26 protein-coding genes and 1 pseudogene are annotated in these 24858 nt (G+C 68.2%); 9 read left to right on the top strand and 18 right to left on the bottom strand.

Features of this window, described 5'->3' with window-relative positions; translation table 11 throughout:
- Positions 1 to 34 precede the first annotated feature (34 nt).
- Entirely contained in the window at positions 35 to 955 is a 921-nt protein-coding gene (locus ACFOSH_RS01250; RefSeq protein ID WP_378236694.1) for an RNA polymerase subunit sigma-70, read from the bottom strand.
- 94 nt (positions 956 to 1049) lie between these two features.
- Between ACFOSH_RS01250 and ACFOSH_RS01255 the strand changes: the two genes are divergently transcribed.
- Positions 1050 to 1418, top strand: coding sequence for a nuclear transport factor 2 family protein (locus ACFOSH_RS01255; RefSeq protein ID WP_378236695.1), 369 nt, complete (start codon positions 1050 to 1052; stop codon positions 1416 to 1418).
- Positions 1419 to 1588: 170 nt separating this feature from the next.
- Here the strand turns inward: ACFOSH_RS01255 and ACFOSH_RS01260 are convergent, their stop codons facing one another.
- The 4 genes from ACFOSH_RS01260 to ACFOSH_RS01275 form a co-directional block, all read right to left on the bottom strand.
- On the bottom strand, positions 1589 to 2770 hold the full coding sequence (locus ACFOSH_RS01260) for an HNH endonuclease signature motif containing protein (protein ID WP_378236696.1): 1182 nt from the start codon (positions 2768 to 2770) through the stop codon (positions 1589 to 1591).
- 108 nt (positions 2771 to 2878) lie between these two features.
- A complete protein-coding gene (locus ACFOSH_RS01265; protein ID WP_378236736.1) occupies positions 2879 to 3502 on the bottom strand; it encodes a transposase in 624 nt (207 codons plus the stop codon).
- Positions 3450 to 3602 (bottom strand): helix-turn-helix domain-containing protein, encoded by a 153-nt coding sequence (locus ACFOSH_RS01270; RefSeq protein ID WP_378236697.1) that lies wholly within the window; start codon positions 3600 to 3602, stop codon positions 3450 to 3452. Before ACFOSH_RS01270 ends, ACFOSH_RS01265 begins: the two co-directional genes overlap by 53 nt.
- Positions 3603 to 3796: 194 nt before the next feature.
- Positions 3797 to 4102 (bottom strand): DUF6881 domain-containing protein, encoded by a 306-nt coding sequence (locus tag ACFOSH_RS01275; RefSeq protein WP_378236698.1) that lies wholly within the window; start codon positions 4100 to 4102, stop codon positions 3797 to 3799.
- Between the two features lie 85 nt (positions 4103 to 4187).
- On the opposite strand from ACFOSH_RS01275, the gene ACFOSH_RS01280 reads away from it, so the two are divergent.
- Complete coding sequence (locus tag ACFOSH_RS01280; RefSeq protein ID WP_378236699.1) at positions 4188 to 5234, top strand: fatty acid desaturase family protein; 1047 nt, start codon at positions 4188 to 4190, stop codon at positions 5232 to 5234.
- 292 nt (positions 5235 to 5526) lie between these two features.
- Here ACFOSH_RS01280 and ACFOSH_RS01285 read toward each other — a convergent pair.
- The 6 genes and pseudogenes from ACFOSH_RS01285 to ACFOSH_RS01310 form a co-directional block, all read right to left on the bottom strand.
- A pseudogene (locus tag ACFOSH_RS01285) lies at positions 5527 to 6296 on the bottom strand (S8 family peptidase); the annotation flags it as partial.
- 82 nt (positions 6297 to 6378) lie between these two features.
- Complete coding sequence (gene hsaB / locus ACFOSH_RS01290) at positions 6379 to 6924, bottom strand: 3-hydroxy-9,10-secoandrosta-1,3,5(10)-triene-9,17-dione monooxygenase reductase subunit (protein WP_378236700.1); 546 nt, start codon at positions 6922 to 6924, stop codon at positions 6379 to 6381.
- A 5-nt stretch (positions 6925 to 6929) separates the two neighbouring features.
- Positions 6930 to 7844, bottom strand: a complete 915-nt coding sequence (gene hsaC / locus ACFOSH_RS01295) for an iron-dependent extradiol dioxygenase HsaC (protein WP_378236701.1) — start codon at positions 7842 to 7844, stop codon at positions 6930 to 6932.
- Complete coding sequence (gene hsaD, locus ACFOSH_RS01300; RefSeq protein WP_378236702.1) at positions 7844 to 8692, bottom strand: 4,5:9,10-diseco-3-hydroxy-5,9,17-trioxoandrosta-1(10),2-diene-4-oate hydrolase; 849 nt, start codon at positions 8690 to 8692, stop codon at positions 7844 to 7846. Before hsaD ends, hsaC begins: the two co-directional genes overlap by 1 nt.
- Complete coding sequence (gene hsaA, locus ACFOSH_RS01305) at positions 8692 to 9867, bottom strand: 3-hydroxy-9,10-secoandrosta-1,3,5(10)-triene-9,17-dione monooxygenase oxygenase subunit (RefSeq protein WP_378236703.1); 1176 nt, start codon at positions 9865 to 9867, stop codon at positions 8692 to 8694. Before hsaA ends, hsaD begins: the two co-directional genes overlap by 1 nt.
- A 43-nt stretch (positions 9868 to 9910) precedes the next feature.
- On the bottom strand, positions 9911 to 11509 hold the full coding sequence (locus tag ACFOSH_RS01310) for an FAD-binding protein (protein WP_378236704.1): 1599 nt from the start codon (positions 11507 to 11509) through the stop codon (positions 9911 to 9913).
- A 99-nt stretch (positions 11510 to 11608) separates the two neighbouring features.
- Between ACFOSH_RS01310 and kstD the strand changes: the two genes are divergently transcribed.
- The 7 genes from kstD (at position 11609) to ACFOSH_RS01345 (ending at position 17928) form a co-directional block, all read left to right on the top strand.
- Complete coding sequence (gene kstD / locus ACFOSH_RS01315; protein WP_378236705.1) at positions 11609 to 13279, top strand: 3-oxosteroid 1-dehydrogenase; 1671 nt, start codon at positions 11609 to 11611, stop codon at positions 13277 to 13279.
- Complete coding sequence (locus ACFOSH_RS01320) at positions 13276 to 14415, top strand: Rieske 2Fe-2S domain-containing protein (protein ID WP_378236706.1); 1140 nt, start codon at positions 13276 to 13278, stop codon at positions 14413 to 14415. Before kstD ends, ACFOSH_RS01320 begins: the two co-directional genes overlap by 4 nt.
- Positions 14412 to 14672 carry a hypothetical protein gene (locus tag ACFOSH_RS01325; RefSeq protein ID WP_350583845.1) on the top strand — a complete coding sequence of 87 codons (261 nt, stop codon included), beginning with the start codon at positions 14412 to 14414 and terminating at the stop codon, positions 14670 to 14672. Before ACFOSH_RS01320 ends, ACFOSH_RS01325 begins: the two co-directional genes overlap by 4 nt.
- Positions 14669 to 15694 (top strand): 2Fe-2S iron-sulfur cluster-binding protein, encoded by a 1026-nt coding sequence (locus ACFOSH_RS01330; RefSeq protein WP_378236707.1) that lies wholly within the window; start codon positions 14669 to 14671, stop codon positions 15692 to 15694. Before ACFOSH_RS01325 ends, ACFOSH_RS01330 begins: the two co-directional genes overlap by 4 nt.
- A 10-nt stretch (positions 15695 to 15704) precedes the next feature.
- Positions 15705 to 16568 (top strand): MaoC/PaaZ C-terminal domain-containing protein, encoded by an 864-nt coding sequence (locus tag ACFOSH_RS01335; protein WP_378236708.1) that lies wholly within the window; start codon positions 15705 to 15707, stop codon positions 16566 to 16568.
- Positions 16569 to 16620: 52 nt separating this feature from the next.
- Complete coding sequence (locus ACFOSH_RS01340; RefSeq protein WP_378236735.1) at positions 16621 to 17370, top strand: methyltransferase domain-containing protein; 750 nt, start codon at positions 16621 to 16623, stop codon at positions 17368 to 17370.
- A gap of 99 nt (positions 17371 to 17469) precedes the next feature.
- Complete coding sequence (locus ACFOSH_RS01345; RefSeq protein ID WP_378236709.1) at positions 17470 to 17928, top strand: riboflavin kinase; 459 nt, start codon at positions 17470 to 17472, stop codon at positions 17926 to 17928.
- A 50-nt stretch (positions 17929 to 17978) separates the two neighbouring features.
- Here the strand turns inward: ACFOSH_RS01345 and ACFOSH_RS01350 are convergent, their stop codons facing one another.
- The 7 genes from ACFOSH_RS01350 to ACFOSH_RS01380 form a co-directional block, all read right to left on the bottom strand.
- A complete protein-coding gene (locus ACFOSH_RS01350; RefSeq protein WP_378236710.1) occupies positions 17979 to 18566 on the bottom strand; it encodes a DUF5134 domain-containing protein in 588 nt (195 codons plus the stop codon).
- A 74-nt stretch (positions 18567 to 18640) separates the two neighbouring features.
- A complete protein-coding gene (locus ACFOSH_RS01355) occupies positions 18641 to 19810 on the bottom strand; it encodes a lipid-transfer protein (protein WP_378236711.1) in 1170 nt (389 codons plus the stop codon).
- Positions 19810 to 20205 (bottom strand): MaoC family dehydratase, encoded by a 396-nt coding sequence (locus tag ACFOSH_RS01360; RefSeq protein WP_378236712.1) that lies wholly within the window; start codon positions 20203 to 20205, stop codon positions 19810 to 19812. The genes ACFOSH_RS01355 and ACFOSH_RS01360 overlap by 1 nt, the downstream gene beginning before the upstream one ends.
- Positions 20202 to 21116, bottom strand: a complete 915-nt coding sequence (locus ACFOSH_RS01365) for a bifunctional MaoC family dehydratase N-terminal/OB-fold nucleic acid binding domain-containing protein (RefSeq protein ID WP_378236714.1) — start codon at positions 21114 to 21116, stop codon at positions 20202 to 20204. Before ACFOSH_RS01365 ends, ACFOSH_RS01360 begins: the two co-directional genes overlap by 4 nt.
- The gene (locus tag ACFOSH_RS01370) at positions 21113 to 22285 is read right to left on the bottom strand and encodes an acyl-CoA dehydrogenase family protein (protein WP_378236715.1); all 1173 of its coding nucleotides are present in this window, start codon (positions 22283 to 22285) and stop codon (positions 21113 to 21115) included. The genes ACFOSH_RS01365 and ACFOSH_RS01370 overlap by 4 nt, the downstream gene beginning before the upstream one ends.
- A gap of 2 nt (positions 22286 to 22287) precedes the next feature.
- Entirely contained in the window at positions 22288 to 23352 is a 1065-nt protein-coding gene (locus ACFOSH_RS01375; RefSeq protein WP_378236716.1) for an acyl-CoA dehydrogenase family protein, read from the bottom strand.
- A gap of 108 nt (positions 23353 to 23460) precedes the next feature.
- A complete protein-coding gene (locus tag ACFOSH_RS01380) occupies positions 23461 to 24852 on the bottom strand; it encodes a WS/DGAT/MGAT family O-acyltransferase (protein ID WP_378236717.1) in 1392 nt (463 codons plus the stop codon).
- Positions 24853 to 24858: the final 6 nt, after the last annotated feature.

Below are 24858 nucleotides of genomic sequence, written 5' to 3' on the forward strand. Positions count from 1 at the left end.
TCGACGTCGGCGCGCTCTGTCGCCGCCTGGCGGGCTACTTCTGATCCAGGAACCGGGTAAGGGCGCGGATCCGGTCGCCGTCCATCGTGAGGACCATCAGCCCGGCGGGGCTTTCGCCGTGACGGCACTGAAACGCGGGCTGGTTGTTCGCCCGCGTCGGCGTCATGGAGTACCCCTCCGGAACCGGAACGGCCATGGTGACGCGGAGGAAACCAGCGATCGCTTCGAGGCCGTGGTACTCGTGCGGCGCCGGGGGCATGGCGAGCCAGGCGTCGTCGGTGAGCAGGCCGATGACGCCGTCGAGGTCGCCCGCCGTGAAAGCGTCAGCGAACCGCTTGGTCAGCTCGCGTTCCTGAGGCGAGGGCCGATGCCGGGCGCTGTCGCGATGCTTGTCGAGCGAGGCGCGGGCACGCTGGAGGATCCCTTTGACCGCGGTTTCGGTGGTGCCGAGCATGCCCGCGACCTCCCCGGCGGGGAAGCACAGGACGTCCCGCAGGACGAGCGCCGCGGCTTGTCTCGGCGGGAGTAGCTGGAGTCCGGTGACGAAGGCGAGCTCGATCGCCTCCCTTGCGGTGTAGCGCGCTTCGGGGCTGGGGTTGCTGTCGGCGACGCGCTCGAGGAGCTCGTCCGGGTACGGCTGCAACCAGGTCACCTCGCCGCGACGGCTGGGCTCCGGCGGGTCGAACGGCGGCACCGGCTCGGGTGGTCGGCGGCGGCCCGCGTCCCGCAGCGCGTTGAGGCAGCGGTTGGTGGCGATGCGGTACAGCCAGGTGCGCAGCGATGAGCGTCCTTCGAAACCGTCGAGGCCGCGCCACGCGGCCAGGAGCGTCTCCTGGACGGCGTCCTCGGCCTCGGTGAGGGAGCCCAGGATGCGGTAACAGTGCAGGTGCAGCTCGTGCCGATAGGTGTCGGTGAGCTCGCGAAAGCCCCGCTCGTCCGTTGTCCCGATGCCCACGGGTCGATCCTGTCACGACCTTTTTCGCGGCGCACCGTTCCGTTTCCGGCCGGGCTGGTGTCTGACGGGGTGAAGGTCGACGAAAGGAACCATCATGACCAGTCCGGCTTTGGAGGTCGCGCTCGCCTACCACCAGGCGTGGACCGGCAAGGACTTCGAGAAGGCGATGACCTACGTCGCCGACGACATCGTCTGCCACACGCCCGCCGGGCCGCTCTCCGGCGCGGAGGCGTTTCGCGGGTTCATGGGCCCGTTCACCGAGATCCTGACCGGCTCGACCCTGCTTTCGGCGTTCGGCGACGAAACGACGGCGCTGCTGATGTACGACACGGCGACCTATCCGGTGGCGAACGCTCCCGGGGCGGAGATGCTGACCGTGCAGGAGGGGAAGGTCGTGGAACTGCGGATCATCTTCGATCGGACTCCTTTCGATGCGGCTCGGGAGGCTGCTGCCAAGGCATAGGCCGCTGGACGCGTACTCGACCGGCACCGGAAACAGGTCCCCCGCGGGTTGAGCAGCTCGGCCGAGATCACGCAGGATTCGGCAGAGCGTCATTCGCGATCGACAAGCACCGCCTACGCCACCGCCCCGCCCTTCTGACCGGCACGAGGGCCTGAACACCCTCGTGCCGGTCAGAAGGGCGGGGCCTCGTCCTCCGGCTCGGGTCGTGGGTCGTGGAGCGGTTCCGGTGTCGCGTCGTAGGTCCGTCCGGACGGGGTCGTGATGGTCATGCCGCCGTTGCCGGTGGGCGCCGCGGACCAGCCTGGTTCCTCCTTGAGCAGATTGTGGATCCTGCAGGAACCGTGACAGTTGTGGTGGTCGGTCGTGCCGTTCCGCGCCCAGGAGACGATGTGGTCGATCTCGGAGAACTCCGCCGGACGGTGGCAGCCGGGATGGGTGCATTCCCGGTCCCGCGCCTTGATCAACCGGGCCAGCGAGGCCGGTGACCGGTACTGCTCGGCACCGGCTTCCAGGAGCTGGCCGGTGGCGGGGTCGGTGATCAGCCGTGACCAGGTCGAGCCGGGATCGGAGGCGATCTCCCGCACGAGCCAGTCCGGAATGGGCCCGTAACCGGCCAGGGTCGCGGGATCGTCGCGAGCGCCGGCCAGGGTCAGGAAGTCGACGTAGACGTGGATGTGCGCGCGAGGCTTTCCGTGACCGTCCTCGGCCAGCAACCGTTCGGCGAACACGTCCGCGCGATGCTGATCCAGGGTCCGCGACTTGTCCCGCGCCCGGCGCGCTTGCGCGGCGCGGCTCATCGACGCGTAAATCGAACTCGCCACCTCGGACGGCAGAAGACCGGAGAGGGTCGACATGGTCTCGTCTTCGTGCTCCAGCGAGATATGCCGTCGCGCGCGTTTCTTCTCCGCACGCTCCTTGTAGCCCGCGCGGTCGAACTTCTGCACCGCGCCGTTCACCGATTTGCGAATCGCCCCGGCGTCACGCTGGGCGAGCCGTTTGGCCATGAACGCGTCCACCTGCGCGGCGACCTCGTCCGAGACCTCGCGGGTCAGCTGACTGACCTTCGACGCCTTGTACAGATCGATGTCACCTTTTTCCAGTGCCGCCAACGTGTTCGGCAAGCGCGCCACGAGCGCACAGGAGGTTTCGATCAGCAGGAAGGCTTGATTGCGAGAGACCGAGAAGCACAAGGCGACCTCCTCGGTCACCGATCTTCGCGAACCACCCACGGCGGCGAACTCGGCTATGAACCGCACCTGACGACCTTGCGCCTGACGAAGCGAGACTTCTTCGTCACAGGCGGCATCAAGAAGGCGAGCGGCTTTCGGATTGAAAGCAAGAGGTGTGGTCATGCCCATGATAATACTCGAACATGCGTTCGATTGCCAGGAATTAGGCTGGTGGGTTCAACTGGTGAGTGCACCGCCTCTGGTCTAGCGATACTTTGCCGAACGCTTCGATCAGCTTGAGCCATCCCAGCGCCTGCCGCGGCCGGTCGTTGAGTTCGCCTTGTGAATACCCGGACAGGTCGGTTCCTTCGGGAAGGTACTGGCGCAGCAAACCATTGGTGTTCTCGTTGCTGCCGCGTTGCCAAGGTGAACGCGGGTCACAAAAATACACCGGCATCCCGGTGGCCATGGTGAACTTCCTGCGGCCGCCCATCTCCACCCTGATCCCAGGTGACGCTGTTTTTGAGAACGTCGGGCAAGGTGTTCATCTTGGCGGCCAGCCGTGGGGGCCACATTCTCGGCCGTGCGATCGTGAGGAATACGCATCAGCATGACGAATCGAGTGCGCCACTCGACCAAGGTCGCGATCTGTGACTGATTGTTCGCGCCGACGATCGAATCGCCTTCCCAGAAGCCCGGCACGGCACGGTCCTCGGCCACCTCCGCCCGCAACGTCCCTTTCGCCTGCACGAACAACGCCTGATAAATCGCATCATGTGACACCCAGCGAGAATGATCCAACGGATGGTCGAGCCGCAACCTGCACGCGATCTGCATCGGTGCCCACTTCTTCCGCAACCCCTCATGCACCACGCGAGTCAGAAACGGCGATTTCCGCACCTTGCGTTCCTTCAACCTCGCGGGACACCACCGAATGATCCCGCCCAATCCAGGCCCCGATCTCCCGAAACGACTCCCCCTGCCTCAACCCGAACGCGATCAACTCGCGCTCCACCGACCGCAACGGAACACCCCTTCGCTACCCAGAACGATCATCATCTCAGGCGACTCACCGGCCATCCGAGCCCGAGTCGCGTGCCTCCTGCAGTTCAACCAAGGTCATTCCCTGGCCATCGGCCCAGATGTCGTTCGCCGACAGATCGCACAGAAGCCAGAACTGGCGCTGAGTCCAGCCCTTGCCGCGGACGCTCAGTCCTCGCCCCCACCCAGAGCCTTGGTCCACACCCGTTCGAACTCGACGTCGTCGATCCGCGACGCCGAGAACTCTCGCTGCGCGTTGATCTCGTCAAGGGGCGGGACGGGAACCTGCCCCAAGCCCGTGCCGCCCACTTCGTGCTGCTCGTCAGCCCAGCCGAGACGGCCGCCCCGGAAGCGCTCCACCTTCCGGCACTCGTAGCCATCGACGCCGACTTCACTGAAGATCTCCACGGGTTCCTCGGCGAACTCATGCGACCACACGCACCTCAGGTACCACATCCGCGCATCACTACTCACCGCCCTCAGGGTAGGGCCAGCCCCAGCACCGACCCACCGGCGCGCCGCATTCATCTGACCCTGCCCCTGGTCCAGACTCACCATCGTGACCGCAAACCTCCGCACAGGCAGTGATTTCGCCCGCCTGTCCCGCCGCATCAGCGAAGCGGGCCTCCTCGACCGCCGTCCCGGCTACTACGTCTTCCGCATCGGCCTGGTCGCCACCCTCTTCGTCGCCGGCTGGATCGCCTTCTTCGCGATCGGAGACTCCTGGTGGCAGCTGGGGATCGCCGTCTTCCAGGCGGTGATGTTCGGCCAGATCGCCTTGCTGTCGCACGATCTCGCGCACCGCCAGGTGTTCCGGACCCGCCGTCCGAGCGAGATCGCCGGCCGGATCGCGGGCAATCTCGGTGTCGGCATGAGCTACGGCTGGTGGATGGACAAGCACACCCGCCACCACGCGAACCCGAACCACGAGGACCTCGACCCCGACGTCGACCCGGACATCCTCGTGTGGTCGAAGGAGCAGGCGAGGGCCAGCAAGGGGCTTCCGCGGTTCATCGGCCGCTACCAGGCGTTCCTGTTCTTCCCGCTGCTCACCCTCGAAGGCCTGAACCTGCACGTTTCCGGTATCCGCGCAGTGGCGAAGCCGGGCATCCGGGGGCGCTGGATCGAAGCGGCCTTGCTGCTGGCGCATTTCGCGCTTTACTTCAGCGCGCTGCTCCTCGTCCTCTCCCCCGGCAAAGCGCTCGTGTTCTTCGTTATCCACAAAGCACTGTGGGGCGTCTACATGGGATCGATCTTCGCGCCCAACCACAAGGGTATGCCGATCCTGTCCGGTGACACCGAACTCGACTTCCTTCGCAAGCAGGTGCTCACGTCCCGTAACGTCCGCGGCGGCAGGATCATCGACGTCGCGCTCGGCGGGCTCAACTACCAGATCGAGCACCATCTGTTCCCGAGCATGCCGTCGCCGCGTCTTCGCCGCGCCCGGCCCATCGTCCAAGGATACTGTGAGGAAATCGGCGTCCCGTATCACGAGACGGGGCTCATCGAGTCGTACCGGCTCGCGTTGCGCAGTCTGCACGAAGCGGGCGAGCCGATCCGACTTTCGGAGGGTTCACCGGCTGAGACGGCCACCGGACGTCGTTGACACTCCAGATACGGCTTCTTACTTTCAGTGCATGACGCCCCCGAAGATCTTCCCCGGCGCCACCCCGCATCCAGAACCGTTCCCGCTGGCACTGCGCGCGGCGATCACGGCCAGCGGGCTGCCGCTGGCCCGGATCCGCCACCGTCTCGAAGTGCGCGGCGTCTCCATCAGTGTGCCGACGCTGAGCCCTTGGCAGTTCGGCAGACGCAGACCGGAACGCCCGGAATCCCTCCGGGCGCTCGCCGAGCTCGGTCCTGGCGCCACGTCGGGACCGAGCCACCACCGGGGGAACCTACCCGACGTAGAGCGTGCGGTTCGGGCTACCGCTACCGGGGTTGGTGACCAGCCCCGGAGTCGACGCGCTGATCAACGCCTGGGCGACCTGCGCCGCGGTGGCGCGAACGAGGTGCCGTCACCGGTGTAGGTCGCGGTGTCGTTGTCCTTCCGGGCCGAGGTGATCGAGACGCCCGGCGCGAACAGGTCGACCACGGAACCGTAGTTGGAGAAGGAAGCGCGGCGGTCGGTGCGGTCCGCCGCGGCGGACGTCAGCGCTTCGGTGACCCGGGCCGGCGAGGTGTTGGCGGCGTTGACGTTCGAATTCCCCGCCGCGATCGTCCAGGTGACGCCCGCCTTGATCGAGTTCCGCACCACGGTGTCCAGCGCGGCCGACGCGCCACCGCCGAGGCCGGCGTTGGCCACGGCGGGCTTCTTGGCGTTCTGGGTGATCCGGTTGACACCGGAGATCACGCCCGCGGTCGTGCCGCTGCCGTCGGAACCGAGGACTCGCACGGGGTACAGCGAAGCACCCTTGGCGACACCGTACTTCGCGCCCGCGATCGTGGCCGCGACATGGGTGCCGTGACCATAGCCGTCGTCCGCGTTCGTGTCATTGTCGACGAAGTCGTAGCCCTGTTTCACCCGGCCGCCGAAATCACATTCGAAGCGGTGGTCGCGTAGTTGTACTTGTCGTCCAGCGGAAGTTTTGCGCTGATCGATGCGGTCGAGCCCCCACGACGGCGGATTCGCCTGCGTCGCTTCGGCACCCAGCACCTTGTTGCTGTCCCCATTCCTTGGTGAGCTTCCGCCGAAAACGCTAAGCGGAAGCCACCGGAAAGGACAGCTTTACATTTTTTCGTTTATACGTTTATAGCCAATCATCAGGACGCGGCCAAGGCATCAAAGCGGCGAGCGCGTCCGTCACCGGTTCGGTCACCGTGTACCGCCCGCGATGGAACAGCAGCGGGCGCTCGTCGGAAGGTTCCCCGAGCGCGGTCACCCTGCCGACGACGACGTAGTGGTCACCCGCCTCGTGCACGGCTTCGAGCGTGCAGTCGATCCACGTCAAAGCCCCTGTCAGCAAAGGAGATCCGGACGGCGCGGGCGTCCAGTCGACCGACGCGAACTTGTCCGCGCCCCGGGCGCCGAACACCGCGCTGACGTCCTGTTGGGCCTCGGAGAGCACGTTGACGGCGAACCGCCCGGACTCGGCGAGCACCGCCCACGTCCGGGAAGCCTTGGCGGGGCAGAAAAGTACCAACGGCGGGTCCAGGGAGAGCGCCGCGAACGACTGGCACGCGAAGCCCACCGGCGCCGTGCCGTCGTGCCCGGTCACCACGGCGACGCCGGTGCAGAAGTGCCCGAGCACCGAGCGGAACCTCGCGGCGTCGATCCCTGATCCGACATCCGTCATCGGGGTCACGACTGACCCGGAGGGCGTGCGCCGACTGTAAAGTCGTGTCCCCACAACGAAACCGCCGTACTCTCTCGGGCGATCCAGCTCTCGTCGTCCACTTGCCGCCCCTCGCAGCCGTATTCGACGTCGAAGCCGCCGGGGGTCTTCATGTAGAACGAGAGCATCAGATCGTTGACGTGCCGTCCGAGGGTGGCCGACATCGGCACCTTCCGGCGGATGGCCCGGTCGAGGCAGAGGCCGACGTCGTCGGTGTTCTCCACTTCGACCATGAGGTGCACGATGCCGCTCGGAGTCGGCATCGGGAGGAACGCGAGGCTGTGGTGACGCGGGTTGCAGCCGAAGAACCGCAGCCACGCCGGGGCTCCGTCGGCGGGCCTGCCGACCATCTGCGGGGGCAGTTTCATCGAGTCCCGCAACCGGAATCCGAGCACGTCACGATAGAACCGCAGGGACGCTTCATCGTCGTGTGTGGACAGTACGACGTGCCCGAGCCCTTGCTCCCCGGTCACGAACTTGTGGCCGTACGGGCTCACCACGCGCCGGTGCTGCAACGCGACGCCGTGGAAAACTTCGAGCGTGTTGCCTGACGGGTCCTCAAAGGACACCAAGCCGTCGACCCGGCGATCGGCCAGCTGATCCGGGGTGCCTTCCTTGTACGGCACGGAATGCGCGTCGAGCGAATCCCGGATATCGTCGAGTTCGCCGGCGGTGGCGACCTCCCAGCCGGCCACGGCGAGCCTGTCGTGTTCACCGGGGAAGACCACAAGCCGCGCCGGGAAGTCGTCCATGCGCAGGTAGAGCGCTTCCGGATTCGTGCCGGAACCCTCGACCATGCCGAGGACCTTCAGCCCGTATTCGCGCCACGCGGCCATGTCGGTGGCTTCGATGCGCAGGTAGGCGAGCGAACGGATACCCATCAGGAGGCTCCCAAGAAGTCGAGTGCCAGCCGGTTGAACTCGTCGAACTTCTCCAGCTGCGCCCAGTGCCCGCAGCCGCCGAACACGTGCAGCTGGGCACGCGGGATCGTCTTGAGCGCGAGCAAGGCGCCGTCGAGCGGGTTGACCCTGTCCTCCCTGCCCCAGATGAGCAGCACCCGCTGGCGCAGGCGATGCGCCTCACGCCACAGCATGCCCTCTTCGTAGGAATCGGGCTGGGCGAACGACTTGCCCATCGCCTTCATCGCCGCCAGGGACTCGGGCGCGCTCGCCGCGGCGAACCGCTCGTCGATCAGTTCTTCGGTGATCAGCGACTGGTCGTGCACCATGATCCGCAGGAAGGCTTCGAGCTTCTCCCGGCTCGGCCCCGGCGGGGCGCTGAACCGGCCCAGGTTCTTGATGCCCTCGGTCGGATCGGGCGCGAACAGATTCACGCTCAGCCCGCCCGGACCCATCAGCACCAGCCGTCCGGCGCGTTTCGGGTGGTTGAGCGCGAGCCGCACGGAAGCCCCGCCGCCGAGCGAGTTGCCGACGAAATGGGCCCGCTCGATGCCGAGTTCGTCCATCAGCCCGACGACGGCGTCCGCGCTGTGCCGGAAGTACTGTGGATGTTCGGTCGGTTTGTCCGAGCGGCCGAACCCGGGCTGGTCGATGGCCAGCGTGCGGTAGTTCTTGCCGAACACCGGCAGGTTGCGGCCGAAGTTGCTCCACGCCGACGCGCCGGGACCGCCACCGTGCAGGAGGATCACCGTCTCCGGATGCTCCACGCCCGCCTCGTGGTAGTGCAGCTTGAGTCCGCCTTGGACAGTGAGATACTTGCCTTCGGTCATCAGACCATCGCATTCTCGACGGGCAGCCCGAAGGCGCCGGTTCCGAACATGACGTACGCGCGCTCGGCGTCGTTCGCCGCGTGCACCCGGCCGGCGTGGGCGTCACGCCAGAAGCGCTGGATCGGCGTCCCGGCCTTCAGAGCGCGGCCGCCGGAGTTCTCGAAGAGCCTGTCGATCGCGAAGATCGCGCGCTCCGTGCCGCGGACCTGGTCGCGGCGGACCCGCAGCCGCGTGGGGAACGGCAGCTTCTCGCCCTTGCACGCCAGCTGGTACAGCTCGTCGATGTTGTGCGTCAGCTGAAGCCAGGCCGCGTCGATCTCGCTCGCCGCCTCGGCGATCCGCACCTTGGCGAACGGGTCCTCTTTGGACTGTTCGCCCGCGTACGCCGCGCGGACCCGCTTGCCCTGGTACTCGACGTGCGCGTCGTAGGCACCTTGGGCCATCCCGATGATGGGCGCGGTGATCGTGCTCGGATGCACCGAACCGTACGGCATCTTGTACAGCGGCCCGGGGTTGATCTCCTGCCCGGGCGTCTTGCACTTCGACGTCGCGATGAAGCTCAGCGCGCGGTGCTTCGGGACGAAGACGTCGTTCACGATGATGTCGTTGGACCCGGTGCCGCGCAGGCCCACGGTGTCCCAGACGTCTTCGATCGTGTAGTCGGAGATCGGCACCAGATAGGTGCAGAAGTCGACCGGCTTGCCGTCCTTGAACACCGGTCCGCCCAGCAGCACCCAGGTCGCGTGGTCGCAGCCGGAGGAGAAACTCCAGCGCCCGCTGAGCCGGTAGCCGCCGTCGACGACGTCCGCCTTGCCCATCGGCGCGTACGACGAGGAGATGCGGACGTCGACGTCGTCGCCCCAGACGTCCTGCTGTGCCTGCGCCTCGAACAGGCCGAGGTGCCACGGGTGGACGCCGAGGATGGAGGCGACCCAGCCCGTGGACCCGCACGCGCTCGCGACGAGTTTGACAGCGGTGTAGAAGCTGACCGGGTCGGCTTCGAGGCCACCGAACGTCTTCGGCTGCAGGAGCTTGAAGAAACCGGTCTCCTGCAGGGATTTGACGGATTCCTCGGGAACGCGCCTGGCGTCCTCCGCCTCCTGCGCTCGCTCCCGCAGGACCGGCAGCAGCTCCCGAATCCCCGCGATCACGTCCTGCGCGGCGTGCTCGCTCATATGCGTTCCCTCTCTCGCCATACTCCGTGAACCAGATCCAAGACTAGAACACGTTCTCGTTTTTGTCGACCGATCCCCGGTCGAGGGCACTGTGCAGCCCCGCACGGCGGCCGGAAAACACGCAGTCGGCCAGCGAAAGACCGCTCACGTAGGACCTAGAACAGATTCCCACCGCGGTCCGGCCCGCCGCGTACAGACCGCGGATCGGAGTACCGGAAGACGCACGTACGGCGCCGGTCTCCTCGTCCACGACCAAGCCGCCCAGCGTCAGCATCGGGCACGGATAGCCGAGGTTCGGCTTGATCGAGACGTCGATCAGCGAGTACGGCGCCTGATCCAGCGGGCGCGCGAACTCCGCGGGTTTACCCATCGGATCGGCACCGGAGCGCGAGGCTTCGACGCTGGCGATCAGCCCGCCAGGGTCCACACCGGCCTTGCGCGCGACGTCTTCGAGCGAACCCGCGACAACGCGTTGACGCAGCAGGAAGCGCACCTGGAGCCCTTGGAACCATTGACTTTGCCCGCGCGCGTCCCGTTTGACCTCCCGGACGATGGCGTCGTCGACCAGCAGCCAGCCACGCCCTTCGTGCTCGGTGATCATGCGTTCGCCGACGGCAGCGCCGTACCGGGATTCGTCGATGATCCGGCCGCCCGTCTTGCTCACGAGCAGGCCGCCGAGGAACGCCGACGGCGGGGTGATGAACCGCCAGGCGGAGATCCGCCCGAGTTCCGCGGTGGCCCCGCCCGCCTCGACGCCCATCCGGATCCCGGATCCGTCGTCGGCGGAGGTCCCGAGCGCCAAGCCGCCGCGGTACGCGGGCGCGTGTTCGCGCACCATCTCCCGGTTCGCGATGAACCCGCCCGCCGCGAGAACGACCCCTCGCGAGGCGGAGATCCGCAGCTCACGGCCGTAGCGGCGTTCGATCCGCTCCACCCGGCGATGCAACGACTTCCGCAGCGACGGCACGTAGATCCCCGGCTTGGCGGCGTACGCGGCCAGCTTCCGGTGCAAGGCCCGAACCCGGGCGGGAGCGTCCCGCAGAGTGGACACGACGACACCGGTCACGACCCCGTCGGCGTCCACGATCAGATTTCGAGCGGCCGTCTGTGGCAGCACCTGGATCCCGCGGCTCCGGACGGCGTCGGCCAGGCGTTTCATCAGTAGCTTTCCGGAGGTCCCCGGGCCCTTGACCCGATGTCCGCGCGGCGCGGGCTTGGCCGCGTCGCGGAAGCCGCCCGCCGCCTCACTACCCGAGTAGTACAGATAGTGCTTGTCGCTCGGGTACGACGTCTTATAGGGACAGAGACTGCCCTCGAAGGGGACACCGTTGCCTTCCAGCCAGGAGACCATCTCGGTACTGCCCGCGCAGAACCGCCGAAGTGTCTCTTCGGAGACGACGTCACCGACTTCGAGCCGCAGGTAGTCGTACATCGCGTCGACGCTGTCGTCGACGCCCGCTTCCCGCTGCTGCGCCGTCCCGCCACCGGCGTAGACGACACCTCCGCTGACGGCGCTCGCGCCACCGCCGGAAAACCGGTCCAGGATGAGCACCTTGGCTCCGGCGTCGGCGGCTTCGATCGCCGCACAGGCGCCGGCCGCCCCGAAGCCCACGATCACCACATCCGCGACGAGGGAGTCCATGACCCCACCCTAGAACTAGAACACGTTCTCGTCTATGGTGACTGGAGCAGCGAAGATGCCGCTACATGCTTCCTACAACGTGTTTCAGGTGAGGGGCGTATGGAGTACGACGTGATCGTGGCGGGCAGTGGTGCCGCCGGGATGACCGCCGCACTGTCCGCGGCCCATCGGGGACTCGACGTCCTGGTCGTGGAGAAGGCCGCCCACTTCGGCGGCTCGACCGCCCGGTCCGGCGGCGGCGTCTGGATCCCCGGCAACCACGCCTTGCGGGCAGCCGGGATCGAAGAACCCCCGGAGCGGGCGCACGAATACCTCGAGTCGATCGTCGGTGACGTCGTCCCGGCGGAACTCCGGTCGGCCTTCCTCGACCGCGGCCCCGAGGTCCTGTCGTTCGTCTGCGACAAGACGCCGCTGCGCTTCCGCTGGGTCCGCGGCTACTCGGACTACCACCCGGAGGCCCCCGGCGGGCGGCCCGGTGGACGGTCGGTCGAACCGGCCGCGTTCGACGGCAACCTGCTCGGGCCGGAACTGGCGAAGCTGGAGCCGCCGTACAGCGCTCCCCCGCTGGGCGTCCCGATCACCCAGGCGGACTACCGGTGGCTGAGCCTGCTCGCCCGCCATCCGCGCGGCATCCTCCGCGTCCTCGGCCTCGGCGGGCGCTGGCTGGTCGGCCGGATCCGCCGTCAACGGCTTCTCTCCATGGGGCAAGCGCTTGCGGCCGGGCTCCGCGAGGGTCTGCGGAGGGCGAATGTCCCCGTCTGGCTGAACACGCCGCTCATGGATCTGAAGGTCGAAGGCGATCGCGTGATCGGCGTCGTCGTCCGCCACGAGGGCGAGGAAAAACTGATCCGCGCCCGGCTCGGCGTCGTCCTCGGCGCGGGCGGGTTCGAGCGCAACGAGGAGATGCGGGTCAAGTACCAGCGAGCGCCCATCGGCACGGACTGGACCGTCGGCGCCGAAGCCAACACCGGCGACGCCATCGACGCCGGGCTCAAACTCGGCGCGGCCGTCGACCTGATGGACGACGCCTGGTGGGGCCCGTCCATCCCGCTGACCGGCGGCCCGTGGTTCGCGCTCGCCGAGCGCTCGCGGCCGGGCTGCCTGATGGTCAACGCGCGGGGGGAGCGCTTCGTCAACGAGTCGGCGCCCTACGTCGAGGCCGTGCACGCGATGTACGGCGAAGGTGACGGACCCGGCGAGAACATCCCGACCTGGCTGGTGTTCGACCAGCGCAACCGCGACCGGTACATGTTCACCGGCCTCGGCCCGCGCCAGCCGCTGCCCGGACGCTGGTTCAAAGCGGGCATCGCGGTCAAAGCGAGCACGATCGCGAAGCTCGCCGAGCGGATCGAGGTCCCGGCCGACGCGCTGGAGGCCACCGTGCGGCGGTTCAACGGCTTCGCGAAGAGCGGCGTGGACGAGGACTTCCACCGCGGGCGCAGCGCGTACGACCACTACTACGGCGACCCGCGGAACAAGCCCAATCCGAGCCTGGGACCACTGGACGTCGCGCCGTACTACGCGGTGAAGATCGTGCCCGGTGACCTGGGCACCAAGGGCGGCTTGAGGACCGACCCGCACGCGCGTGTCCTGCGCGAGGACGGGTCGGTGATCGACGGACTTTACGCGGCGGGCAACACGAGCGCGGCGGTGATGGGCCGCACCTACGCCGGCCCCGGCGCGACGATCGGCCCGGCGATGGTGTTCGGCTACCTTGCGGCCGAGCACCTCGCGAAGCAAGATCACACCAAAGCGGGAGGCAGCCGATGACGACGGAATCCGTACGGCAGATCGACGCGGGCGCGCTCCCTTCGCGGTTCGCGCGCGGGTGGCACTGTCTCGGCCTGGCCGAGTCGTTCCGGGACGGGAAGCCGCACGCCATCACGGCGTTCGGGACGAAACTGGTGGTCTTCGCCGATTCGTCCGGCAAGCTGAACGTGCTCGACGGGTACTGCCGTCACATGGGCGGCGACCTCACCCAGGGCGAGGTCAAGGGCGACGAGATCGCCTGCCCGTTCCACGACTGGCGCTGGAACGGCAACGGCAAATGCGTCTCGATCCCCTACGCCAAAAGGGTTCCGCTCCGCGCGCGGACGAAGACGTGGCAGGTGCTGGAGGAGAACAAGCAGCTGTTCGTCTGGCACGACCCGGAAGGCAACCCGCCGCCCGAGGACGTCGTCATCCCGCGGATCGAGGGCGTGTTCACCGGCGAGTGGAGCAACTGGACCTGGGATTCGGTGCTGATCGAGGGCTCCAACTGCCGCGAGATCATCGACAACATGGTCGACATGGCGCACTTCTTCTACATCCACTACGCCTTCCCGACCTACTTCAAAAACGTGTTCGAGGGGCATATCGCCACCCAGTACCTGAACACGAAGGGCCGCCCGGACAAGGGAATGGCGTCCAACTACGGCGGCGAGGAGAACCTGCTGCGGTCGGAGGCGTCGTACTTCGGACCGTCGTACATGATCAACACGCTGCTCAACACGTACCAGGGTTTCGAGATCGAGAACGTGCTGATCAACTGCCACTACCCGGTCACCGAGAACTCGTTCATGCTGCAGTGGGGCGTGAGCGTGAAGAAGTTCGAGGGTGTCTCGGACGAGCACGCGGACAAGATCGCCGGCAAGTTCGCCAAGGGCATCGGCGTCGGCTTCCTGCAGGACGTGGAGATCTGGCGCAACAAGACCCGGATCGACAACCCCTTGCTGTGCGAGGAGGACGGCCCGGTCTACCAGCTGCGCCGCTGGTACGACCAGTTCTATGTGGACGCCGCCGACGTCACCGAGGACATGACGCGGCGGTTCGAGTTCGAAGTGGACACCAGCCGCGCCAACGAGGTCTGGGCGGCGGAGGTGGCCGAGAACCTGGCGAGGCAGCAGGCGGAAGAGGCCGGGGTGTGAAGCCCGAGACCGTCGAGTTCCTCACCGCCGGGCTGCGGCCGCTGAGCTGCCGTTCGTGCGGGACGTGCGTGCTGGTCAAGAAGAACAGCATGCAGCACACCAGCATCCAGTGGACGAGCGACGCGTCCCGGAGCTGCCCGGTGTTCGCGGAGCAGAAGGCTTCCGGGGCGCAGACGGCGCTGCTCGACACCTGCGGCAATCTCAGCGAGAGCATCGAGATCGCCTTGAAGGACGGACTGCTGGAGGTGCCCGAATGAGCGGGCCCGTCACCGTGACCGTGGCCGAGGTGATCGCCGAGACGGCCGACGCGCGCTCGATCGTGTTCGAGATCCCGGCCGAGCACACTTCCGTTTTCGCTTACACGCCAGGACAGTTCCTCACCGTCCGGGTGCCGAGCGAGCGGACCGGATCCGTGGCGCGCTGCTATTCGCTCTCCAGCGCGCCGCACGAGAACCGGATGCAGGTCACCGTCAAACGCACCGCCGACGGCTACGGATCGAACTGGCTCTGCGACCACCTCCAAGCAGGCCAAGAGATCCAGGTCCTGCCGCCGGCCGGGGTGTTCAGCCCCGCGTCCCTCGACGAGGACTTCCTCCTGCTAGCGGGCGGCAGCGGCATCACTCCGGTGATGTCGATCCTCAAGTCCGCGCTGGAGCACGGAACCGGCAAGGTGGTGCTGCTCTACGCCAACCGCGATGAGGGCTCGGTGATCTTCGCGAAGGAACTCGCGGATCTCGCCGCGAAGCACCAGGATCGGCTGGTCGTGATGCACTGGCTGGAGAGCCTGCAGGGGCTGCCGTCCGAGGCTCACCTGCGGGCTCTGGTGGCGCCTTACGCCACGCACGAGGCGTTCATCTGCGGTCCCGGCCCGTTCATGGACGCCGCGCGCACGGTGCTCAAGGAGCTCGGACTACCGCGCAAGCGGATCCACCTGGAGCGTTTCCTCTCCCTCGGCGGGAATCCGTTCGAGGTGGCCGAGCCCGTCGCCGTCGAAGAGGCCGAAACCCCGGCGGCGGTCGAGGTCACCCTCGACGGCGAGACCAGGAACCTCGCGTGGCCGCGCCGGACGAAACTGCTGGACCTGTTGCTGGAAAAGGGTTTCGACGCGCCGTACTCGTGCCGCGAGGGCCAGTGCAGCGCGTGCGCTTGCCGGATCACCTCCGGTGAGGTGAAGATGCTGCACAACGAGGTCCTCGACGGCGACGACATCGCCGAAGGCATCGTGCTGGCGTGTCAGTCCTTGCCGCTGACCGACGAGGTCACCGTCACTTACGAGTAGGAGTTCCCCCGTGCCCATCGATCCTTCGGTCGCGATCGGCGCCGACCTCGGCGAGGTGAGCTTCGCCTGGACCGCGTCGGACGTGCAGCTCTACCATCTGGCGCTGGGCGCCGGCGCGGATCCGATGAGCCCGCGGGAGCTGCGCTACACCTACGAGGACGGCCTCCAGGTGCTGCCGACGTTCGCCACCGTGGCGGCGAACCTGCGCGTGTTCGAACCGCCCGCGGTCTCCTTCCCCGGCGTCGAGGTGGACCTCGGGAAGGTGTTGCACGGCAAGCAGGAAGTGATCGCGCACCGGCCCATCCCGGCCTCGGGCAAGGCCGTGGCCCGGACGCGGATCGTCGACGTCTTCGACAAGGGCAAGGCGGCCGTGATCGTGAACGAGACGGTCGCCACCGACTCCGACGGGACTCCACTGTGGACGCTCCGGTCGAGCATCTTCGCTCGTGGCGAGGGCGGTTTCGGCGGCGAACGCGGCCCGTCCGATCGCGTCGAACTCCCGTCGCGGGAGCCGGACGCGGTCATCGACACGCCGACTCTGCCGCAGCAGGCACTGCTCTACCGGCTCTGCGGTGACCGCAACCCCCTGCACGCCGACCCCGCGTTCGCCGCGGCAGCCGGGTTCGACAAGCCGATCCTGCACGGCCTGTGCACCTACGGCGTCATCGCGAAGGCCGTCACCGACGCGTTCCTCGACGGCGACACCTCCCGCGTCGCGTCGTTCTCGGCCAAGTTCGCCGGTGTCGTCTTCCCCGGCGAACCGCTGCGGACCCGCGTCTGGCGTGAGCCCGCGGGACTGCTCGTCACGACGACGGCACCGGAACGGGACGAGGCGCCTGTTCTTTCCGACACTTTCTTGACCACGACAGACTGAATATCCATACCCGCAGGTAGCGGCTCTGGCTAGACTCGGCCGGGTGCGCCCCTTGATCTCGGACCCGTATGCCGAACTCGGCCGGGACTACGCGCGATCAAGACGTCCGGACCCCAGGATCGCCGCCGCCGTGACAGCCGCCCTCGGCGGCGCGCGCTCGGTGGTCAACGTCGGTGCCGGGGCCGGTTCCTACGAGCCGGAAGACCGCGACGTGGTCGCCGTCGAGCCGTCTTCGCGGATGATCGCGCAGCGTCCCACCGCCGCTGCCCCCGCCGTCCAGGCGTGCGCGGAAGGACTGCCTTTCCCCGATGGCGCCTTCGACGCCGCCCTGGCGGTGCTCACCGTGCACCACTGGACGGACGTGACCGCCGGGCTGGCCGAACTGCGGCGCGTGTCCCGCCGCCAGGTGATCGTGACCTGGGACCAGGCGGTGTTCGCGCGGTTCTGGCTGGTGCGGGACTACCTGCCGGAGATCGCCGAGCACGAGAGCCGGTTGGCCTGTCTCGACAGGGTCGTCGAGGAGTTGCGCGCGGCGGGCGAGACCCCCGCGGTCGCTCCGCTGCCGGTGCCCTCGGACTGCGTCGACGGGTTCCTCGGCGCGTATTGGCGCAGGCCGGAGGCGTACCTGTCCGAGCGCGTGCGCGCGGGGATGTCCGGAGTGGCGCTGCTGGACCAGAACGTCGTCGCCGACGCTGTCGGCAGGCTGCGCGCCGATCTCGCCGACGGGCACTGGCACCGGCATCACGTCGGACTGCTGGGCCGGACGGAACTCGACCTCGGGTACCGGCTCGTCACGACGTGACCGAGTACACAGTGGACACTGTCCGGGGCGTGGACGGCGGTCGACCTCCGCTGCGAGGCGTGGTTTCATGGCTTTCGTGACAGCGAGGACGGGGGCGGCATGACGGCGGAGTACTTCGTGGTCCGTGGCCAGGTGGAGAAGGGCGATCAGCGGGGCCGGGAACTGGGCTTCCCGACCGCCAACATCGCGCTGCGCGACCAAGACGGCCAGGTCGGCGACGGAGTGTGGGCGGGCTGGGCCGAACGCGCCGACGGCACCCGGATCGCGGCCGCGGTCTCGGTCGGCAGGCGGCCGACGTACTACGGCGCGGACGGCTACCGCCTCGTCGAGGCGCATCTGCTGGACTTCGGCGGCGACCTCTACGGCGAGGTGCTGACCGTGTGGCTGGGGCACCACCTGCGGGAGCAGAAGGCGTACCCGTCGTCGGAGGCGCTGATCGCCGCGCTCGACAAGGACATCGCCAACGCGGGCAAGTGGGCCGCGGACAATCCGGCCGAGGACCTGCCGGACGCCGGCAGCGCCGAGGCAGGCGTCGTCCGCCGCGTTCCTCGCAATTAGTCACCTACTTGCGAGGAACGACAGGCGCAAGCAGGTGACTAATTGCGTGGTCAGAGGGCCGCGCCGACCAGCATGTAGCCCATCCCGGCGCCCATGATGACCCGGCACACGCGCCGCGACACCTGACCGGATTCGCCGGCGGTACCCGATTCCCTGGTACCCCGAGCCGCCAGGACACCGGCGCGCACGGCGTCCACCGCGAAATACGCGGCCACGACACCGAAGACCAGCGAAAGCCACAACGCCGAAGTGCCGCCGGGGCCGGACATCACCAGCCACGGACCATGCGAAACCGCACTGTGCGGCATGAACGTCACCATGAACAGCATCGCGACGGCGGAGACGGCGTGGTGCCCGCAAGCGGTGTGCCCGGACCGCCGCCCCTTCCACCACGAGACGGCGAACCAGCCCGCGGTCAGCGCCAGCACCGCCTGCCAGCCCGCGGCGGGGATCGGGCCTCCCACCGGCGACAGCATCGCGACCATGGCGACGACGAGCAGCAGTTCGGCCAGATCGCCGTTGCGGACCGCCGTGCCGTGGCGCCCGTAGTCCAGCCGGACGAGCCTCAGCACGCAGGGCAGGACGAGCGCGGCGAACACCGCGGTCAGGGTCCACGCGACGACGAGTGGTCCAGACATGTCACCCTCCTGGCCGGTTTGCCTCTCACCGTCGCAGGTGGCGCACTAGTACACCATCGGGCATTGAGGTGATCTCAGTCCGCGGTCAGGACCAGTCCGCTCGTAGGTACGCCGGTACCGGCGGTCACGAGCACCCGGGCGGCCCCGTCGACCTGGTTGGCGGCGTCGCCCCGTAGCTGCCGGACCCCTTCGGCGATCCCGTTCATCCCGTGGATGTAGGCCTCCCCCAGCTGACCGCCGTGCGGGTTGAGCGGGAGTTTCCCGTCGAGTTCCAGGGTGCCGCCACCGATGAAGTCCTTGGCCTCGCCCTTGCCGCAGAAGCCGAGTTCTTCCAGCTGCATCAGGACATAAGGGGTGAAGTGGTCGTACAGCACGGCGAGATCCATGTCACCGGGCCCGAGCCCGGACTGCGCCCACAGCTGCCGTCCCACGACGCCCATCTCGGGCAGCGCCGGGAGGTCGTCGCGGTAGTAGCTGGTCATCACGTACTGGTCCGGACCACTCCCCTGCGCGGCCGCCGCGATCACGGCGGGCCGGTGCGGCAGGTCGCGCGCCCGTTCCGCGCTGGTGATCACCAGGGCGACCCCGCCGTCGCTCTCCTGGCAGCAGTCCAGCAGGTGCAACGGTTCGGCGACCCAGCGGGACGCTTGATGGTCTTCGAGGGTGATCGGCTTGCCGTAGAACCACGCCTTCGGGTTCGTCGCCGCGCGGGCGCGGTCGATGACGGCCACCCGGCCGAAGTCCTCGCTGGTCGCGCCGTACTCGTGCATGTAGCGCCGGGCCAACATGGCGACGGTCGCGGCCGGGGTCGCGATCCCCATCGGGTAGTGGAACGCGTTGTCGACGCCGGACGAGTTCACCTGCCCCGCCGCGGCCGAGGACACCTGCCCGAACCGCATCCCGGACCGTTCGTTGAACGCCCGGTACGCGACGACGACGTCCGCGACGCCGGTCGCGACGGCCATCGCGGCCTGTTGCACGGTCGCCGCGGCCGCGCCGCCACCGTAGTGGATCCGGCTGAAGAACTTGAGTTCGGGGATGCCCAGCTCCCGCGCCACGGCGATCTCACTGTTGCCGTCCATGGTGAACGACACCAGACCGTCCACATCGGACGGCGAGAGTCCGGCGTCCTTCAGCGCGCTCGAAACCGCTTCCGCCGCCAGCCGCAGCTCGCTGCGCCCGGAATCCTTCGAGAACTCGGTCGCGCCGATCCCGGCGATCGCCGCCCGTCCGGACAGGGTCATCACTCGCCTCCCAACGTGAGCGCCACGGTGCCCACCACGTGTTCGCCGAGACTGTCCACACCGGACACCGCGATCACTACGTCGGCACCGTCCCGTTCCGTGACCCGGCCGGTGAAGGTCAGGGTGTCGTAGGCGTAGCAGGGCACGCCGAGCCGGATCTTGATCGACCGCACGAACGCCTCCGGTCCCGCCCAGTCGGTGACGAACTTCTGCACCAGGCCGGTGTCGGTGAGGATGTTGAGGAAGATGTCCTTCGACCCGCGCCGCACGGCGGCGTCGCGGTCGTGGTGGACGTCCTGGAAATCGCGGGTCGCCAGCGCGGTGCTCACCACGAAGGTCGGGGTGGCCTCGATCGTCAGCGGCGGCAGTTCGGTGCCGACCGGACAGTCCTTCATCGCGCCACCCTCCAAGCGGGCAACGTCAGTTCCTCGTCGACCTTCACGAAAGCGGCTTCCACCCGGAGTCCGATGTGGACGGCTTCGGGATCGGCGTCGAGCAGTTCGCCCATCACCCGGACACCCTCCTCCAGTTCGACGAGCGCGACCACGAACGGCACGTCCTTGCCGGGGACCTTCGGATGGTGGTGCACCACGTAGCTGTAGACCGTTCCGCGGCCGGACGCGACGACATGGTCCGGTTTGGCGTCGAGGTCGCCATCCGGCGGCATGGGGCCGGGCGGATGCCGCAGGGTTTCGCCCCAGCGCTGGATCCGCAGCTCCCCTTCGCGCAGCCCGGCCCAGAAGAACTCGGTGTCCTTGCTGATCACCGGCCGCAGGACCGGGGCGGCCTGCTTGACGGGCTCGGCACCCGGCGGGCGGAACTTCAGCACCCGGAACACCATGTCCGCGACGGCCTCGTCGCCGACGTACCAGGTGGTCTTCGTGGTCACGAACCAGCCTTCGCCCAGCGCCGTGCGTTTCGGCCCGACGACGCTCTCCAGCTTCGCCGTCGCCTCGACCCGTTCACCGTGGCGGAGGTAGCGGAAGTAGTTCTGGTCGGAGTTGGTCGCGACGACCGAGGTGAACCCGGCCTCGTCGAGCACCTCCATCATCGCACCGAGCGGGTCGTCCGAAGCCCTGGTCCAGTGCAGCCCGCCCATGGTCCACACCTGCGCCATCGCGGGCGGCGCGACAAGTCCCTTGTGGACACTCTTGGCGGCGAACTCTTCGTCGACGTACACCGGGTTGCGGTCGCCGATGGCTTCGACCCAGTTGTTCACCATCGCCTGGTTGACCGCGTCACGGGCGGCCCTCGGCGCGGATTCCCCTTGCGCGGCGATGCGTTCGGCCGCTTCTTGGATACTCATCGCGGCACCCTCGGCAAGCCGAGCCCGGCGGTGGCGATCAGCTCGCGCTGGATCTCGTTGACGCCGCCGCCGAAGGTCAGCACCAGATTGCGTTTGGCCACCACGTCCAGCCACCGTGCCAGGCCCGCGGTTTCGGCGTCGGCCTGATCGCCGTGTCGCGCCACGATCTCCTCCAGTCTCCTGGCCAGCCGCTGGATGCGTTCGGAACCGAAGATCTTGGTGGCCGACGCGTCGGCCACCGCCACCGGTCCGGTCGCCGACGACGCCGCGACCTGCCAGTTCAGCAGTTCGTTGACCCGGGCGGTCGCCAGGGCTTCCGCGAGGACGCCGCGGACGTCGGATAGCTGGAGCAACGGCGTGCCGTCCGGGGTCTTCCGGGACGCCGCCCAGTCGCGGACGCGGTCGTGGAGCCCGCCGATGCGCCCGGCGGGGCCGAGCATGACGCGTTCGTGGTTCAGCTGGGTGGTGATCAGCCGCCAGCCCTCGTTCTCCTTGCCCACCAGCATGTTCGCGGGCACCCGGACGTCCGAGTAGTAGGTGGCGTTCACGTGGTGCGCGCCGTCGCAGGTGATGATCGGCGTCCAGGAGTAGCCAGGATCCCGGGTGTCCATGATGAGGATCGAGATCCCTTTGTGCTTCGGCGCGTCCGGCGCGGTCCGCACGGCCAGCCAGAGGTAGTCGGCGTCGTGCCCGCCGGTGGTGAAGGTCTTCTGGCCGTTGACGACGTACTCGTCACCCTCGCGCACGGCGGTGGTCCGCAGCGACGCGAGGTCCGTTCCCGCGTCGGGTTCGGTGTAGCCGATGGCGAAATGGACCTCGCCCGCGAGGATCTTGGGCAGGAACAAGGACTTCTGTTCCTCGGTGCCGAAAGCCTGCAACGTCGGCCCGACGGTCTGCAGCGTCACCGACGGCAGCTGGACGTCGGCACGGGCGGCCTCGTCGACGAAGAGGTGCTGCTCGATCTCGCCGAAACCCCGGCCGCCGTACTGTTCCGGCCAGCCGACGCCGAGCCAGCCGTCGCGGCCCATCCGCCGCACGATCTCGCGGTACACCGGTCCGTGCCGCTCGCGCAGCATCGCGCGCCGCTCGTCGGCGCTCACCAGACCGGCGAAGTACTTGCGCAGTTCCATACGCAGCTGCTGCTGCGCCGCGGTCAGTTCGATCAGCATTCTCACCCCGCCACCAGTTCGCCCAAGGCGGCCAGCCGATGCGTGGCGCCGCCGAGCGTTCGTCCCAGATCCTTGACCGCCGACGAGAATCGGTGCAGTGGATACGTTTCGTCCACGCCGATCCCGCCGTGCAGGTGATGGCAGACGGCCAGCGCCTCGGGCGCCTCCTCCGCCAGCCAGTACGCCGCGATGTCGAGTTCCGCTTCGGCGTCGAGCCCCGCCGCGAGCCGCCAGACCGCCGAACGCGTGGCCAGCTGGACGGTCCTCGACGCGACGTAGACGTCCGCGATCTGTTGCGCCACCGCCTGGAACGCCGCCAGCGGGCGCCCGAACTGCTCGCGTTCGCCGACGTGCTTGGTGGTCAGCGCGAGCGCTCCGGCCAGCAGCCCGTCACCGAACGCCACGGTGCCCGCGAGCGCGAACCGGTACAGCGTCGCGATCGATTCGCCGGGGCCGTGCCCGTTGAGGAGATCGGCGTCGGTGACGGTCACGGAGTCCAGCGTCATCGTGTAGTCCGGTGTGCCGGAAGAAGTTCTCGTCGGCGTCAGCGTCACGCCGTCGGCCTGCGGATCGATCAGGAAGACCCCGGTGCCGCCGGGCAGCGAGACGGGCGTGAGGATCCGGGTGGCCTCCGCCGCGAACGGCACGCCGACCTTGACCCCGCTCAGCCGCCAGTCCCCGGCCGATTCCGCGACGGTCGCGGGCCGGGTGGTGAACGGCGCGGAAGGTTCGTGCAGCGCGGCGGTGAGCACGGATTCACCCGCGGCGACAGGCGGGAGCATCGCCGCACGCTGGTCCGGGCCTCCGAGCGCCGTGACCGGCAGGACACCGAAGGCCAGCGACGCCAGCGCGGGCGTCGGCGAGGCGACGCGGCCGAGTTCGGTCAGCACCAAGGCGACTTCGGCGACGCCGAGGCCGTCACCGCCGAGTTCGGCGGGCAGCGCCAGCGCGAGCAGACCGGCGTCGGCGAGCGCGCGCCACGTGTCCGCGGGCTCGCGCTCCTTGCCGAGCACGCGCGCGGTCAGCGCGGTGACCTCGGTCTGCGTCTCGTCGAACTGGAAGTCCACACTGGCTCCTCACCGGGGCGAACGGGCATAATACTGAAACCTGTTCTAGTCTTAACCGGAAGGAGCCCGGACGGCAACCCCCATGGGAGACGGAGGCAGCGCGAAAGCTCAGGGCGTGGCTTCGAGCAGTTCCTCGAGAGCGCCGGGGAAGTGGTCGGCGAGCGGCCACAGGTCTCCGGTGAGTTCCCGGGCGCCGAGCAGGCCGACGTCGACCCGGCCCGCGTTGGACAGCACGGTGACGTTGAGCCCGGCGCCGTGGAACACCGGACCGAGCGGATAGAGCCCGGTGATCCGGCAGCCCAGCAGGTACAGCGGCAGCGGCGGACCGGGCACATTGGACACCACCAGGTTGTGCACCACCGGATGCCGTTCGGCCAGGCGCAGCGCGGAATACGCGCGCACCGCGAGGCCGAACATGGTCGCCGCCGAGAATTGGGCCCAGTCTCCGAGCATGTCGGCGTGGATGTCGTGGTGGTGGTCCTTGGAGAGCCGGTTCGACTCCGCGAGCATGAACACCCGCGCGGCGGGGTCTTCCAGATGGGTGGGCAGCGACGCGAAGAACGCCGAGACCTTGTTGCTGCCGTGGTCGCGTTCGGTACGTCCGTGCACCGACACCGGCACGGTCGCCACCAGCGGATCTTCCGGCAGTTCGCCGCGCTCCCGCAAGAACCGGCGCAGCGCGCCGGAAACGACCGCGAGGACGACGTCGTTGACGGTCACCCCGAAGGCGTTCTTGATCCGTTTGACCTCGTCGAGATCGAGTGAGGTGTACGCGACGCTGCGGTGTGCCGTGATCGTCCCGTTGAACGACGTGCGCGGCGCGGTGAACGGGACCGGCATTCCCTTGCCCTGCAGGGCTTTACCGAGCCATTTCGGCACCAGTTCGAGCAGGTCCGGGAGGAGTTTCGCCACCTCCACCGGACGTTTCGCGAACGACGTCAGACCGGCGCCGAGCAACGCGCGCCTGCCGGGGACGCCCCCGTTGTGGCGATCGTCACGCGCGATCTCCGGCGGCGGCGCGTCAGGTTCGAGGCCGGCGAGATAGGTGATCAGGCTGGCGCCGCTGACCCCGTCGACACTGGCGTGGTGCATCTTCAGCAGGACCGCGATCCCGCCGTCCGCCAGGCCTTCGATGACGTACAACTGCCAGAGCGGCTGCGCGCGGTCCAGCCGTTGTCCCGCGATGTGGGCGCACAGCTCGGCCAGTTCGCGCCGGTCACCGGGCGCGGGTACGCCGATCCGGTGAACGTGGGCTTCGAGGTCGAAGTCCTCGTCCTCGACCCAGACCGGATGCGTCAGATTCCAGAGTGGATTGTGCAGCTTGCGCCGGAATGCCGGGATCAGCTGGACCCGTTCGGCCAGTTTCTCCTTGAAGCGCTCGAAGTCGTAGCCACCGGGCATGGTCGAACCGTCCAGCGTGAGCAGCCCGCATACGTGCAGGACCTGGGTCGGTGTCTCCAGGTAGAGGAAACTCGCGTCCAGACCGCTCAATCTCTGCATAAGAAT

It is taken from the genome of Amycolatopsis speibonae (assembly GCF_042647925.1).
Taxonomy (GTDB): domain Bacteria; phylum Actinomycetota; class Actinomycetes; order Mycobacteriales; family Pseudonocardiaceae; genus Amycolatopsis; species Amycolatopsis speibonae.